12 protein-coding genes are annotated in these 15,069 nt (G+C 68.0%); 8 read left to right on the forward strand and 4 right to left on the reverse strand.

Going from position 1 to position 15,069, the window contains the following annotated elements; genetic code table 11:
- Nucleotides 1–34: 34 nt before the first annotated feature.
- Nucleotides 35–1,654 (reverse strand): acyl-CoA carboxylase subunit beta, encoded by a 1,620-nt coding sequence (locus J8I34_RS09220; protein WP_029048283.1) that lies wholly within the window; start codon nt 1,652–1,654, stop codon nt 35–37.
- A 142-nt stretch (nt 1,655–1,796) separates the two neighbouring features.
- Between J8I34_RS09220 and J8I34_RS09225 the strand changes: the two genes are divergently transcribed.
- On the forward strand, nt 1,797–2,543 hold the full coding sequence (locus tag J8I34_RS09225; protein ID WP_209805879.1) for an IclR family transcriptional regulator: 747 nt from the start codon (nt 1,797–1,799) through the stop codon (nt 2,541–2,543).
- Between the two features lie 437 nt (nt 2,544–2,980).
- Here the strand turns inward: J8I34_RS09225 and J8I34_RS09230 are convergent, their stop codons facing one another.
- Nucleotides 2,981–4,147 (reverse strand): acyl-CoA dehydrogenase family protein, encoded by a 1,167-nt coding sequence (locus J8I34_RS09230; RefSeq protein ID WP_029048285.1) that lies wholly within the window; start codon nt 4,145–4,147, stop codon nt 2,981–2,983.
- 286 nt (nt 4,148–4,433) lie between these two features.
- Between J8I34_RS09230 and J8I34_RS09235 the strand changes: the two genes are divergently transcribed.
- The 7 genes from J8I34_RS09235 (at nt 4,434) to J8I34_RS09265 (ending at nt 12,919) form a co-directional block, all read left to right on the forward strand.
- A complete protein-coding gene (locus J8I34_RS09235) occupies nt 4,434–5,327 on the forward strand; it encodes a MaoC/PaaZ C-terminal domain-containing protein (RefSeq protein WP_209805880.1) in 894 nt (297 codons plus the stop codon).
- A 30-nt stretch (nt 5,328–5,357) separates the two neighbouring features.
- Nucleotides 5,358–6,659 carry an acetyl-CoA hydrolase/transferase family protein gene (locus J8I34_RS09240; RefSeq protein WP_371748053.1) on the forward strand — a complete coding sequence of 434 codons (1,302 nt, stop codon included), beginning with the start codon at nt 5,358–5,360 and terminating at the stop codon, nt 6,657–6,659.
- A gap of 46 nt (nt 6,660–6,705) precedes the next feature.
- Nucleotides 6,706–7,914, forward strand: coding sequence for an acetyl-CoA C-acetyltransferase (locus J8I34_RS09245; RefSeq protein ID WP_209805882.1), 1,209 nt, complete (start codon nt 6,706–6,708; stop codon nt 7,912–7,914).
- A 149-nt stretch (nt 7,915–8,063) separates the two neighbouring features.
- A complete protein-coding gene (locus J8I34_RS09250; protein ID WP_209805883.1) occupies nt 8,064–9,221 on the forward strand; it encodes an acyl-CoA dehydrogenase family protein in 1,158 nt (385 codons plus the stop codon).
- Between the two features lie 76 nt (nt 9,222–9,297).
- On the forward strand, nt 9,298–10,596 hold the full coding sequence (locus tag J8I34_RS09255) for a CaiB/BaiF CoA transferase family protein (RefSeq protein WP_209805884.1): 1,299 nt from the start codon (nt 9,298–9,300) through the stop codon (nt 10,594–10,596).
- Nucleotides 10,597–10,625: 29 nt separating this feature from the next.
- The gene (locus J8I34_RS09260) at nt 10,626–11,255 is read left to right on the forward strand and encodes an AraC family transcriptional regulator (protein WP_209768794.1); all 630 of its coding nucleotides are present in this window, start codon (nt 10,626–10,628) and stop codon (nt 11,253–11,255) included.
- 131 nt (nt 11,256–11,386) lie between these two features.
- A complete protein-coding gene (locus J8I34_RS09265; RefSeq protein ID WP_209805885.1) occupies nt 11,387–12,919 on the forward strand; it encodes a class I adenylate-forming enzyme family protein in 1,533 nt (510 codons plus the stop codon).
- Nucleotides 12,920–12,942: 23 nt separating this feature from the next.
- Here J8I34_RS09265 and J8I34_RS09270 read toward each other — a convergent pair whose 3' ends face one another.
- Together J8I34_RS09270 and J8I34_RS09275 are read right to left on the reverse strand one after the other, a co-directional pair.
- A complete protein-coding gene (locus J8I34_RS09270) occupies nt 12,943–13,845 on the reverse strand; it encodes a LysR family transcriptional regulator (protein ID WP_029048291.1) in 903 nt (300 codons plus the stop codon).
- A gap of 350 nt (nt 13,846–14,195) precedes the next feature.
- Complete coding sequence (locus J8I34_RS09275; RefSeq protein WP_245175853.1) at nt 14,196–14,768, reverse strand: AraC family transcriptional regulator; 573 nt, start codon at nt 14,766–14,768, stop codon at nt 14,196–14,198.
- Nucleotides 14,769–15,069: the final 301 nt, after the last annotated feature.

The raw sequence follows: 15,069 nt of genomic DNA on the forward strand, positions 1-15,069 counted from the left end.
TCGTTGCGTTCTGTCTGTCTGGGAGCGGCGGCGCTCAGAAGCGCCCGACGCCGAACTGGATGGCATGCGGCTGGCGCAACGCCGCCTCGCGCGCGGTGGCCAGCACAAAGGCCAGCACGGCGCGGGTGTCGCGCGGATCGATCACGCCGTCGTCCAGCAACAAACCACTGGTGACGAAGGCGCTCGCCTGGCGCTCGAAGTTGGCGACGATCTCGGCGGTCTGGCCGGCCAGTTGCGCCTCGTCAACCGGCTTGCCCTTGCGCGCCGCCTGCTGGCGCGCCACGATCTCCAGCGTCATGGCGGCCTGCTCGCCGCCCATCACCGCGGTGCGCGCGTTTGGCCACGAGAAGCAGAAACGCGGCTTGAAGCCCCGCCCGCACATGCCGAAGTTGCCCGCGCCGAACGAGGCGCCACAGTACAGCGTAACCTGCGGCACCCTTGAGTTGGACAGCGCCTGGATCATCTTGGAGCCGTGCTTGATCATGCCGGCCTCTTCCGAGGCGCGCCCGACGATAAAGCCGGTGGTGTTCTGCAGGAAGACGATCGGCGTGCCGGACTGGTTGCACAGCTGGATAAACTGCGCGGCCTTGGTGGCGCCGGCCGGGTCGATGGGGCCGTTGTTGGTGATAAAGCCCACGGTGTTGCCCTCGATGCGGGCATGGCCGCACACGGTGCCGGGGCCGTAGTCGGGCTTGAACGGCAGCCACGCCGAATCGTCGACGATGCGCGCGATGACCTCGCGCATGTCGACCGGGCGCTTCATGTCCAGCGTCATGACGCCGTCGAGTTCCGACGCCTCGAGCCGTGGCGCTCGCGCGGGCTGCGCCGGCTGGTGTTCCACCCTGGGCCAGTCCAGGCTGGCGACGATGTCGCGGGCAGTGGCAATGGCGTGCTCGTCGTCTTCTGCAAGGTATTCAGCCAGGCCAGTAGTAGTGGCGTGCAGGTCGGCGCCGCCCAGTTCCTCGTCGGTGGCGATCTCGCCGGTGGCGGCCTTCAGCAGCGGCGGACCGGCCAGGAAGGCGCGGGCGCGGTTGCGCACCATCACCACATAGTCGGACAGGCCGGGCATGTAGGCACCGCCGGCCGTGGACGAGCCGTGTACCACCGTGATCACCGGCAGCCCGGCCGCCGACAGCCGCGCCAGGTTGTAGAAGATCGCGCCGCCGCGCACGAACTTGTCGACGCGGTACTTGCGCAGGTTGGCGCCGGCCGACTCCACCAGGTGGATGAAGGGCAGCCGGTTTTCCAGCGCGATTTCCTGGCAGCGCACCAGCTTCATGTTGCCGGCTTCGGTCATGGCGCCGGCATCGATGCCGGAATCGGTGGCGAGCACCATGCAGCGCACCCCGCACACGAAGCCGATGCCGGCCACCAGCGAGCCGCCGGGCACCGAAGTCTCCGGGTCGGGATCATCCATGCAGAAGCCCGCCAGGGTGGACAGCGGCAGGAACGGCGCGCCCGGGTCGAGCAGGCGGCCGACGCGCTCGCGCGGCAGCAGCGCGCCGCGCCTGGCGAAGGTCGGCCGGGAGCGCTCGGAAGCGGCCACGGCGCGCTGTTCCAGGCCGTGCAGGCGGTCGATCAGTGCCTGCATGCCGGCGCGCTGGCTAGCGAAAGCGTCGGAGGACGGGTCAATGCGGGATTCGATGGGGATCATGGCGCGTGCGTGTGGTTCCGTGATGGATGGATTGCAAACCACGGCGCCCCTCGCGACAACCGCAATCGCTCAGATTGTGCATAATGTGCACAAGTTGCCCACCCAGGGAGTGTCTTCCGGCGCTCCGCCGACACATCCGGCCATGCCCACCAAATCCTCCGCCCCCGGCGGCGTCCAGAGCCTGGCGCGCGCCTTCACCCTGCTGCAACTGCTGGCCGAACACCATGACGCCGGGCTGGCGCTGCCAGACCTGGCCACGTTGGCCGGTATCGACCGCACCACCGCGCACCGCATGGCGCGCTTCCTGGAAGCCGGCGCGTATATCGAGCGCGAATCGGCTGGCAAGCGCTATCACCTCGGCACCGCGGCGATGGCGCTCGGGCTGCGTGCGATGAACCGGCCGCCGCCCAACAGCGCCCTCGTCACCAAGATGAAGGCACTGGCGCGCCTGACCGGCGACGCGGTTTTCCTGATCGTGCGCATAGGCGACCACGGCCATTGCCTGAATACCGAGGAAGGCAGCCATCGCATCAAGACCTTCCACATGCTGACGGGCACCTCGCGCCTGCTGGGCCAGGGCACCGGCAGCATGGCGCTGCTGGCCAAAATGGACAATGACGCCGTCCGCGCGCACTACGAACGGCACCGCGCCGAGTACGAGGCGGGCGGCCTGAGCCTGCTCAAGCTGTTGCGCGGCGTCGAGCGCAGCCGCAAGCTGGGCTACGCGCTCGCGGGTGCGGAGGGCGTGGCCGGCGTGGGCTACGCCCTGCCACTGGCGATGGGCGCGGATGCGGCCATCAGCATCGTCTCGACTGCGTCGCGGATGTCCGCCGCGCGCCGGCATGAGATGGGCGCGATCATCGTGACGATGTTCGCGCAGCAGGGGTAAGACGGCGGCGGTCGCGCAAGCCCCCGGCCATGCATGCCCTGCTGGCGGACTGAACGGCGGCGCACCTCGCGTTTCTTTTTCTTGTCGCGCCTTTGTCAGGGGCCGCACAGAGACGCACCACCTCGACAGCGTTCAATGGTGACGCGAACAGAGATACGCAAGACGCGCCCGCCGCCCTGGCATCGGCCGGGCCAAGCCGCCTTCATTGGAGGGCGAAATCTGTCCTGGTGCCAGAACAATAAATTCCCCCGCCGGCCAGAGGGAGGGTCGGCATTCTGGCCACGCCCCGATGTCGGAGCGTGGTCTTTTTTTTCGCGGGCGGGTGAACCAGGAAGTTTCCCGCGGGGTGCAGCCCGTCGAGCACTCCGCGCCGGAATGCAAAAAGCCGGCGCACAAGCGCGCCGGCCCGAAGCGGCATCGATTGCCGCCCTGCCCGCTCAGAACGAGCGCGGCAGGCCGAGGATGTGTTCCGCGACGTACGAGTAGATCAGGTTGGTCGAGATCGGCGCGACCTGGTACAGGCGCGTCTCGCGGAACTTGCGCTCGACGTCGTATTCGCAGGCAAAGCCGAAGCCGCCGTGGAACTGCAGGCAGGCGTTGCCAGCTTCCCAGCTGGCCTTGGCCGCCAGGTACTTGGCCATGTTGGCCTGCGCGCCCATCGGCTCGTGCTTGTCGAACAGCTCGCAGGCCTTCCAGCGCATCAGGTTGGCGGCTTCCAGCTCGATGAAGGACTCGGCGATCGGGAACTGCACGCCCTGGTTCTGGCCGATGGGGCGGCCGAAGACCTCGCGCTCGCTGACGTACTTGGTGACGCGGTCCATGAACCAGTAGCCGTCGCCGATGCATTCGGCGGCGATCAGCGTGCGCTCGGCGTTGAGGCCGTCGAGGATGTACTTGAAGCCCTTGCCTTCTTCGCCGATCAGGTTTTCCTCGGGGATTTCCAGGTCTTCGAAGAACAGCTCGTTGGTCTCGTGGTTGACCATGTTCGGGATCGGCCGCACGGTCAGGCCCTTCTTCTGCGCTTCGTGCAGGTCCACCATGAAGATGGACATGCCTTCGCTCTTCTTCTTCACGTCGGCCAGCGCGGTGGTGCGCGCCAGCAGGATCATGAAGTCGCTGTGCTGCACGCGGCTGATCCACACCTTCTGGCCGTTGACCACGTAGCGGCCGTCCTTCTTGACCGCCGAGGTCTTGATCTTGGTGGTGTCGGTGCCGGTGGTGGGTTCGGTCACGCCCATCGACTGCAGGCGCCACTCGCCCGAGGCGATCTTCGGCAGGTACTTTTCCTTCTGGGCCTGGGAGCCGTGGCGCAGCAGCGTGCCCATGTTGTACATCTGGCCGTGGCAGGCGCCGGAGTTGCCGCCGCTGCGGTTGATCTCTTCCATGATCACCGAGGCTTCGGTCAGGCCCAGGCCGGAACCGCCGTATTCCTGCGGGATCAGCGCGGCCAGCCAGCCTGCCGCGGTCAGTGCGTTGACGAAGGCCTCCGGGTAGGCGCGCTGCTCGTCGACTTTGCGGAAGTACTCATCCGGGAATTCGGCGCAAAGCGCGCGCACGGCATCGCGGATTTCTTGGTAGTTGTTCGATTGGGTCTGTTCGATCATGGCGCGTCGTTGGCTTGGGCTGACGGAGTTTGCGGCGCTTCGGTCCCACGGGGTGGCCCATGGCGACCGAGGCTGTCTTGGCCGCAATAGTCGCTGCGATCGCCACCCCGGGCAATCAGCCATTGCGAAAGCGCGCCTTCCACGGCGCTTAAGGCCGGCATCCGGAGCCCTGGAGGTGCCGTTTTCGCAATCGCCAAAGCCGGCCATTGGCATTGTCAAATAGCGCAAAACCCACTTTGGCCACATCCTCACGGCTATCTCCTGATGAAGACCTAGGAACCCGCACATGGCAGTGAGCTACCAGCACCTCAAGCAGCGACCGTTCGCCCCCGTACGCCAACGCTATACCGAGCGCGACACCATGCTGTACGCACTCAGCCTGGGGCTGGGCAATGATCCGCTGGACGCGGCCGCCCTGCCCTTCGTGTTCGAGGGCGCCGCGTGCGGGCTGCGCACGTTGCCCTCGCAGGCGGTGGTGCTGGGCTATCCCGGCTTCTGGGCGCGCGAGGCCGATACCGGCATCGACTGGGTCAGGCTGCTGCACGGTGAGCAGCGCATGCGCCTGCACCGTCCGCTGCCGGCCAGCGCCGACATCGTCGGCCATAACCGCATCACGCACCTGACCGACAAGGGTGAAGGCAAGGGCGCGATCATGGTGACCGAACGCCGCCTCGAAACGGCGGACGGCGAGCTGCTGGCGACGGTGCAGCAGGTCAGTTTCCTGCGCGGCGACGGCGGCTACAGCCAGCGCGACGGCGGCCAGCCCAGCGACGATCCGTTGCCCGCGCTGCGCCCGACCCCCGAAGACCGCGCGCCGGACTTCACCGACACACAGGCAATCCGCCCCGAAGCCGCGCTGCTGTATCGCCTGATGGGCGACTTCAACCCGCTGCATGCCGACCCGGCCGTCGCGAAGGCGGCGGGCTTCGAGCGTCCGATCCTGCACGGCCTGGCCAGCTACGGGCTGGTCGCGCATGCACTGGTGCGCCAGTGCGCGGACCACGATCCGGCACGCCTGCGGGCGCTGGATATCCGCTTCACCGCGCCGGTGTTCCCCGGCGAGACGCTGCTCACCGAGATCTGGCGCACACAGGAAAACGCCAACCACTTCCAGGTGCGCGCCCGCGTCGCCGAACGCGACAAGGTCGTGCTCAGCCACGGCTGGGCCGAGATCGCCTGATCCTGTTGCCCACCCATGCATCCCGCTACCGTGCCTAACAACGACCTCGCCGCCGCGCTGCGGGCATTGGTGCGCCCCGGCGACCATGTCTGGTGGGGCCAGGCCACCGCCGAGCCGCTGACGCTGACGCGCGCGCTGGTCGAGCATCGCCACGCGCTCGCCCGCGGCGGGCGGCTTAGCGTGTTTGTCGGCATCGGCCAGTCCGACACGCTGCAGCCGGCGCAGACCGACGTGATCGATTTCTTCGGCTATGCCGCCAGCGGCCCGCACCGCCAGCTCGCCAAGGCTGGCGTGCTGGACATCGTGCCCAGCCACTACTCGCACCTGCCCGGGCTGATCCGCCAGGGCGCGCTGCGCGCCGACGTGGTGCTGGTGCAGGTGTCGCCGCCCGACGAGGAAGGCCGCTACAGCATGGGCCTGGTGCATGAGTACATTCCCGCGGCGCTCGACCGGGCCCGCGTGATCATCGCCGAGGTGAACCCGGAGGTGCCATGGACCTATGGCAGCCGCCACCTCACCGCCGACCAGATCGACCTGCTGGTCGATGCCGTGCATGCGCCGATCAGCCTGGATCGCAGCGCCCCCGGCCCGGCGGAACAGGCGATCGCCCGCCATATCGCCGGCCGGGTCGAGGATGGCGCCACGCTGCAGATGGGCATCGGCAACCTGCCGGAGGCCGTGGTGGCCGCGCTGCACGACCGCCGCGACCTGGGCCTGCACAGCGGCGCGGTCGGTGACGGCATTGCCGCGCTGGCCGAGGCCGGCGTGCTGACCAACGCGCGCAAGAGCATCGATACCGGCATCGGCATCGGCGGCATCCTGATGGGCAGCGAGCGCCTGCGGCGTTGGGCCCACCGCAATCCAACGCTGCAGCTGCGCGAAACCAGCTACACGCATCATCCCGAGGTGCTGGCCAGCCTCGACAAGCTCACGGCGATCAATTCGGCGATCGAGGTCGACCTGACCGGACAGGTAAATGCCGAAGTGGCGGCGGGCGTCTATGTCGGCGCGGTTGGCGGCGCGGTGGATTTCCTGCGCGGCGCCGCGCGCAGCCGCGGTGGCCTGCCCATCGTCGCCCTGCCCGCGACCGCCAAGGGCGCGAGCCGCATCGTGGCGCAGTTGTCCGGCCCGGTCAGCACGCCGCGCTCGGATGCCGGCCTGATCGTCACCGAACACGGCGTCGCCGACCTGCGCGGCCAGACCCTGTCGCAACGCGTGCGCCGCATGCTGGACATCGCCGCCCCCGAACACCGCGAGGACCTGGAGCGCCAGGCCCACGCCCTGCTGCGCCAGTGCGGCGCGGTTTTTGTTGCCACCACGGGCGCGGCCTGACCCGCCGCCTGCTTCGCTACCTGACAGAATTTCCAAGGAGACTTCCATGCGCCGAGCCGCAATCGTCACCCCCCTCCGTACTCCCGTCGGCACCTTCGGCGGCAGCCTGCGCCCCGTGTCCGTCGAGGAACTGGCCGCCACCACCGTGCGCGCCGTCGTCGAACGCAGCGGCATCGACCCCGCCCGCATCGATGACGTGGTCTTTGCCCAGTCCTACGCCAACAGCGAAGTGCCCTGCGTGGGCCGCTGGGCCGCGCTGCAGGCCGGCTTGCCGGTCGAAGTGCCGGGCATGCAGCTCGACCGCCGCTGCGGCGGCGGCCTGCAGGCCATCGTCACGGCCTCGATGATGGTACAGAGCGGTGCGGCCGACGTGGTCATCGCCGGCGGCGTCGAGAGCATGAGCAATATCGAGTACTACACCACTGACATGCGCTGGGGCTCGCGCTCGGGTAACGTGAAGTTCTACGACCGCCTCGACCGCGGCCGCGAGCGTTCACAGCCGGTCGAGCGCTTCGGCAAGATCTCCGGGATGATCGAGACCGCCGAGAACCTGGCGCGCGACTACGGCATTACGCGCGAGCAGGCCGATGCCTTCTCGGTGCGCAGCCACGAACGCGCCGCGGCGGCGTGGGAATCCGGCCGCTTCGACGCCGAGATCGTGCCGGTGCAGGTGCCGCAGCGCAAGGGCGACCCGGTCACGTTCGCGCGTGACGAGGGCTTCCGTCCCGGCACCTCGATGGAGAGCCTGGGCAAGCTGCGCGCGCTGATGCCCAACGGCACCGTCACCGCCGGCAACGCCAGCCAGCAGAACGATGCCTCGGCCGCCTGCCTGATCGTGGCCGAAGACAAGCTGGCCGAGCTTGGCCTGACCCCGATGGCAACGCTGGTGGGCTGGGCCGCGGCGGGCTGCGAGCCTTCGCACATGGGCATCGGCCCGGTGCCGGCGGTGAAGAAGCTGCTCAAGCGCCTGAACCTGACGCTGGACCAGATGGACCTGGTGGAGCTGAACGAAGCCTTTGCCTGCCAGGTGCTGGCCGTGCTGAAGGGCTGGGAATGGAACGACCAGGACGCGATCGAGCAGAAGCTCAACGTCAACGGCTCGGGCATCTCGCTGGGCCACCCGATCGGCGCCACCGGCGTGCGCATCCTGGCGACATTGCTGAACGAACTGCAGCGTCGTGGCGGCCGCTATGGCCTGGAAACCATGTGCATCGGCGGCGGCCAGGGGATCGCCGCGGTGTTCGAGCGCTGCTGATCGTCACCTGCACCGTCGTCGAACCGCCATCCCTGCGCAGGCCGGGATCCAGTGTCTTGCAACGTCACTGGGTTCCCGCCTGCGCGGGAACGACGGTGGCAGACCGACGGTGGCAGACCAACGGTGGCAAATACTGAGGAAAACTCGAAATGATCCGCGACAGCGACACCCTGGAAGCACTGCTCGACAGCGTGCGGCGCTTCGTGCGCGAGCGCCTGATGCCCGCCGAGGCACTGGTTGCCGAAACCGATGAGATCCCGCAGGACATCGTGCAGGACATGCGCGAGATGGGCCTGTTCGGCATGACCATCCCCGAGCGCTTCGGCGGCCTGGAACTGACCATGGAGGAAGAAGCCCGCGTGGTCATGGAGCTGTGCCAGACCTCGCCGGCGTTCCGCTCGCTGCTGGGCACCACCGTCGGCATCGGCTCGCAGGGCATCCTGATGGACGGCACGCCCGAGCAGCAGCAGGCGTGGCTGCCGCGCCTTGCCACCGGCGAGATCCTGGCCTCGTTCGCGCTGACCGAGCCGGATGCCGGCTCGGATGCGGGCTCGCTGCGCACCACCGCCATCAGGGACGGCGACCACTACGTGGTCAACGGCACCAAGCGCTTTATCACCAACGCGCCGCAGGCCGGGATGTTTACGCTGATGGCCCGGACCAATCCGGACATCAAGGGATCGGCCGGGGTCTCGGCCTTCATCGTCGACGCGAAGACGCCGGGCATCAGCTTCGGCAAGCGCGACGTCAAGATGGGCCAGAAAGGCGCGCATACCTGCGACGTGATCTTCGAGAACGTGCGCGTGCCGGCGGCCAACCTGATCGGCCTGAAGGAAGGCCAGGGCTTCAAGACCGCGATGAAGGTGCTGGACAAGGGCCGGCTCCACATCTCGGCGGTCAGCGTTGGCGTGGCCAAACGCGTGCTGCGCGACGCGCTCAACTACGCGCTGGAGCGCCAGCAGTTCGGCCAGCCGATCTGCGAGTTCCAGCTGATCCAGGCCATGCTGGCCGACAGCCAGGCCGAACTCTACGCCGCCGAATGCATGGTGATCGACGCCGCGCGCCGCCGCGACGAGGGCAGGAACGTTTCCACCGAAGCCTCTTGCTGCAAGATGTTCGCCACCGAGATGGTGGGCCGCGTGGCCGACCGCGCGGTTCAGATTCTCGGCGGTTCCGGCTATATTTCCGAGTTCGGCATCGAACGCTTCTATCGCGACGTGCGCCTGTTCCGCCTGTATGAAGGCACCACGCAGATCCAGCAGGTCATCATCGCCCGCAACATGATCCGCGAGGCGCGCGGCGCCTGAGGGCCGAGCCGCCGAGATGCCCCCATGCTGCCTGTCCCGCGGGACGGGCAGCCAAGAAGCAACCGCCACGAAATCCATGACCGATTCCGCCGCCAATTCCCTTCCCGACCTGCCGCCCCCTTCGCCGCGCACGGGCGCGCTGAGCCACCTGCGCGTGCTCGACCTGTCGCGCGTGCTGGCCGGGCCGTGGTCCACCCAGAACCTGGCGGACATGGGCGCCGACGTCATCAAGATCGAAAAGCCCGGCGAAGGCGACGATACCCGCCACTGGGGCCCTCCGTTCCTGTCAGGCGAGGATGGCGTGCCCACGCGGCAGGCCAGCTATTTCACCGCGGCCAACCGCAACAAGCGCTCGGTTACCGTGGACATGTCGAAGCCCGAAGGCCAGGCGCTGATCCGCGAACTGGCCCGCCACAGCGATGTCGTGGTGGAGAACTTCAAGACCGGCGGCCTCAAGCGCTATGGGCTGGACTACGCGAGCCTGAGCGCGATCAATCCGCGCCTGGTCTATTGCTCGGTGACGGGCTTCGGCCATACCGGCCCGTATGCCGCCCGCCCCGGCTATGACCTGCTGATCCAGGCCATGAGCGGCCTGATGAGCATCACCGGCCATGCCGACAGCGAACCCGGCGGCGGCCCGATGAAGGTGGGCGTCGCGGTGATCGATCTGTTTACCGGCATGTACGCGACCACCGCGATCCTGAGCGCGCTGGAAGCACGCCACTATACCGGCCGCGGCCAGCATATCGACATCGCGCTGCTGGACGTGGCGATGGCGGTGCTGGCCAACCAGGGCGCGGGCTTCCTCAATGCCGAGGACGTGCCCCGCCGCCAGGGCAATATCCACCCTAGCGTGGTGCCCTACCAGGACTTCCCCACCGCCGACGGCAACATGCTGCTGGCAATCGGCAATGATGGCCAGTTCGCGCGCTTCTGCGAGGCCGCGGGGGTGGACTGGGCACGCGACGAGCGCTATGCCACCAACACCGGCCGTGTCAACAATCGCAAGGTGCTGATCGCGATGATGATGGAACTGACGCGCACGCGCACCACCGCCGAATGGGTCGCGCTGCTCGAAGCCAATTCGGTGCCGTGCGGCCCGATCAACAATATCGCCCAGGCGTATGCCGACCCGCATGTGCAGTCACGCGGCCTGCGCATCGAACAGTCGCGCTATCCGGGCGCGCAGCCGCCCGCCGGCCAGAGCGTCAACCGGGTAGTGACTGCCGCCAGCCCGCTGCGCCTGTCGGAGACCCCGCCCACGCTGCGCTATGCCCCGCCGGCGCTGGGCCAGCACACCGAGGAAGTGCTGCGCGACTACCTGAACCTCGATGCGGAGCAGGTGGACGCGCTGCGCTCCAAAGGCGTGGTGTAAGTCGATACCACGGAGCCTGCCGGAAGACCATGCGCATCGAACTCCAGGCTTTCTCGCATACGCATGTGTCGCGGCTGCTGCCGGCGTTCCCGCTGGTGATCGCTGCGACGCAAGGCAAGACCCTGGTGCGGCGCCGCGGCTTCGAGCGCGTGGTCGTACCCGGCCAGCCCCTGGTGGTGGCGCCGTTCGAAACGGTCGACCTGTACCTCGACGGCGGCGCGATGCAGCCGGCCTGCTGCAGCCTCGAAATGCGGCTGCGGCCGGGCGGCGCGCCCGGTGCGTCGCTGCACCACCGCCTGTCGCAGCGGGTGTTCATGCAGCCGCAGCACACATGGAGCGCGGCCTTTATCGCCGACCTGCTGCGCGCCTCGCCCACGCAGGTCCGGCGCACGCTGTTCTCGGAAGGCGCAGCGCTGACCGAGCTGTGCCGCACGCAGCGGCTGATGCGGGCCTTGTTCGAGGTGTTGCATGACAACCCCGGCACCGAGACACTGAAGCGCCGCATTGGCTGGTCGCCGGGCAGCGACCTCGAAGCCGCGTTCTACGACTGGTTCGGCCTGTCGCTGCACGCGCTGGCGCGGTCCGGTGCCCGGCGGCCGCCAGCTGCCATGCGCGCCGCGGCGTTCGTGCCGCAGTGGCTGGAACAGCAGCTGGCCTGATACGCGCGCTTTCGGCAAGCTCGAAAGCGGCCTTTGCCGATCCGCGATTGCAGCGCACCAGCCGCGCACATACACTGGCGTCGTCCGGTCTGCCGGACGGCTTTCTACCCCGCACAAGGACTTTCCGCGCGATGCCCCCGGACCGAGCTACTTTCCAACGGATCAGCGACATCCCCCGCCACTGGGCCACCGAGGCCCCTGACCGCGCAGCCGTCTTCGAAGATGGCCGCATCGTGAACTTCGGGCAGCTGTGGCAGGGCATCGGGGACGCCCAGGCCTGGCTGCAGGCGCAGGGGGTCGGCACCGGCGACCGGGTGCTGGTCGTGGCCGAGAACTGCCTCGCCGTGATCACGCTGGTGTTCGCCTTGTCCGAACTGGGCGCATGGCCGGTGGTGGTCAACGCGCGCCTGTCGGAGCGCGAGATCGAGGTGATCCGCTCGCACTGCGAGCCGCGCCTGATGCTGTTTACCCACGCCGCATCGCCCGACGCGCTGCGGCACGGCGTGCGCTACCGTGCCCGCGAAATCGCGCCGGCCGGCCTCGGCCCGTTGATGGCCAGCGCCGCCGACAGTGCCAGCGAACGCGAGCCGGAAGCCCTGGCACGCGAGGTCGCCGCACTGATCTATACCTCCGGCACCACCGGGCAGCCCAAGGGCGTGATGGTGACGCACCGCGGCCTGCTGCACTTTGCCCGCGTCACGGTGGCATCGCGCCGCATGCAGCCGGATGACTGCGCCTACGCTGTCATGCCGATGTCGCATGTCTTCGGGCTGGGCACGCTGCTGGTTTCGACCTTCCAGGCCGGCGCCAGCCTTTACCTGAGCGCGCGCTTCAACGCGGCGGACGTCACCGCGGCGATCCGGCAAGGGGCAATCACGCTGCTGCAGGGCGTGCCGACCATGTTCAGCCGCATCCTCGCGCATGTGCGCGCCAGCGACGTGCCGCTGGCGCCGTCACCCAGGCTGCGCTACCTGTACACCGGCGGCGGGCCGCTCGACCCGACGCTCAAGCAGGAAGTCGAGGCGATGTTCGGCCAGCCGCTGCACCATGGCTATGGCATGACCGAGTACGCGGGCTCGCTGTTCGTCACGCGCATGGACCGGCCGCGCGGCGATTGCTCGGCGGGCGAGATCGTCGAAGGCGCCGAACTGCAGGTGGTCGGGGCCGACGGCCAGCCGGTGCCGGCCGGCGAGCCCGGCGAGCTGTGGGTCAGGGGCCCCGGAGTCATGCGCGGCTATTACCGCGCACCGGGACTGACCGCCGAGGCGCTGCGTCCCGGCGGCTGGCTCAATACCGGCGACCTGGGCCGGCTGGGGCCAGACGGCGCGCTGTTCATCGTGGGCCGCACCAAGGACCTGATCATCCACTCGGGTTTCAACGTCTATCCGATCGAGGTCGAATCGGTAATCAACACCCATCCGTCGGTGCGCGTGTCGGCCGTGGTGGGCCAGCCGGCCGCGGATGGCAACGAGCAAGTGATTGCCTTTGTCGAGATCAAGGACGGCGAGAAGTTCGATGCGCAGGCGCTGCACGAATACCTGGTCGACCGCTTGTCGCCGTACAAGCGCCCGGAAAAGATCCTGCGTGTCGCCAGCATCCCGACCACGGCCAGCGGCAAGCTGCTCAAGCACCAGCTCAGGCAGATGGTGTCGCAGCAGAAGTAGCGGTAGCGGCGGCGCGGGAGCGATCAGTCCTGCCGCCCGAGGCCGTCCTCGACCAGAAGGTCGACCAGCTTGCGTGCGAACAGCGGCAACGCGCCAACATCCGCCACGCACACCTGCAGCTTGCGCTCGGCCCATTCGTCGTTGAGCTGGACGATGCGCAGCGCCATCGTGCCGGCGTGCCGCGCGGCCGTGCTTTCGGGCAGCACGCCGAGACCGACATTGGCCTCGATCATGCGGCAGGCAGTCTCGAAATTGCTGACCTGGACCCGCCAGCGCAGCTCGCGCTGCAGGTCTGCCGCGGCACGCTTGAGGAAGTTGTGGATGGCGCTGGCTTCCGGCAGGCCGATAAAGTCGTAGTCGAGCGTATCGATGAAATCCACGGTGTCGCGCTCGGCCAGCGGATGGCTGAGTGCCGTGGCAAGCACCAGCCGGTCGCGCCGGTAGGGCATGACCTCGAGTCCTTCGGTGCGCACATTGCCGGCGATGATGCCGATATCGACCATCCCCTCCTGCACCGCACGCACGATGTCCGGGCTGAGCCGCTCCTGCATGTCGATGGTCACGTCGGGATTGTTGACGAGGTAGGTGCGCAGCACCGCGGGCAGGAACTCGCTCATCGCCGTGGTGTTGGCAAAGACGCGCACATGGCCCTTCACGCCGGCCACGTACTCCTGCAAATCGCCGCTGAGCTGCTCCAACTGGCGGATCACGCGGCGCGCGTGGGCCAGCAAGGTTTCGCCGGCCCCGGTGACCTTCACGCCCTGGCTGCTGCGGCTCAGCAGCTTGACCCCGACGTACTCCTCCAGGTTCTTGATGCGGGTACTGGCCGCGGCCAGCGACAGGTGGGAACGCTGCGCGCCGCCGGTCAGGCTCTGGGCCTCGGCAATATGCGTAAACAGTTTCAGATCGACCAGATCAAAGCGCATCACATCGTTCCCTAGCGTATTACGGGATTATCGCGCAATGGTGGCGCCCGTACACGATGCCGGTGCGAATGCCGCACCGCCGGGGCGAATATCGCCCAGCGTCGGTGGCTTGTCCGCAGGGCCGGCAAATATGGCTGGAAATCCCTTGAGGGCGCGGAATCGAGGACGTGGATGCCTTCATGCACCTTGGACATCTTGTGCGTTTCCATGTTGACTTCACTGCCATGCTGGAAACGATCGTGGCCGCCGCGCGCCTGCCAGTCAACGCAGGCCCCGCGGTGTTCCGTGCTTCGAAAATGCCGGCCCGCCTCGGCGGGGAAATGCGGCGCGGAAAACGCGCGACGCGCGGCTCACGCTACCGAACGCTGCCTTTCCGGGGCGCGGTGCAGCGCGAGACGGCGCGCCGCATCCATGGACAGGCCAAAGCGGTCATAGAAAGCACAGTGAAGGTCGCTATTGGCGGGCCAGCCGGCAAAGCGCGCCAGGTCGGCCGTCGCCACGTGCCCCGACATGATTTCGAACAGCACCCGCATCAGCCGCTGTGTCCGGCACAGGTCGGTCAGCGCGGTGGCTTGCGCGAACAGCGTGCGGCGCACCTGCGCCGTGGACATGTCGAGCCGTTCGGCGATGAACGCGGCGCTCCAGGCGTATTGCGGTTGCAGGAATACCCGCTTGCAGATGCGGTGATGCAGCGCCGCCTGCGCCGCCGCTGGCATCACGCCGTGCAGTTCGAGATGGCATGCGGCGGGCTGCGCGCCACTGCCGTCGAGGTGCATGTCGACGGCTTCGAACGCTGCCACCGCAATCTCCTGGCCGGGCAGCAGCACGCGTTCGTAGCCGCGCCGCCTGACCACCACCCGCCCCTGCGTGGTCGCGACCGACAGCGGGAATGCCAGCAGCAGCCGCTGCAGGCTGATATGCATGGGGGATTGCAGATGGACGCGCATGATGGCCCGGAAAGCGGTCTGTGACGATGACTATCATCGCCGCCCGCGAGAATTCCTGCCTCTGCAATTTCCGAACGCCCCGTTCGCCGCCATGACATAGCCCGCTCCCAGATGCTGCGGGACTGACTGCGGAGCCCGGCGACACAAGCCCTCAGGATGAAGGCCGCAGGGCCGGTGGCAGTCAACCGGCATGGCCGGCTTGTGCCGTACTTTGAAATGGCGCCAGCGGGATTCTTCATTGCACGGCACAGTTGCGGTATGCGCTTTGACGCGCCCG

This window comes from Cupriavidus phytohabitans (assembly GCF_017815025.1).
Lineage (GTDB): Bacteria > Pseudomonadota > Gammaproteobacteria > Burkholderiales > Burkholderiaceae > Cupriavidus.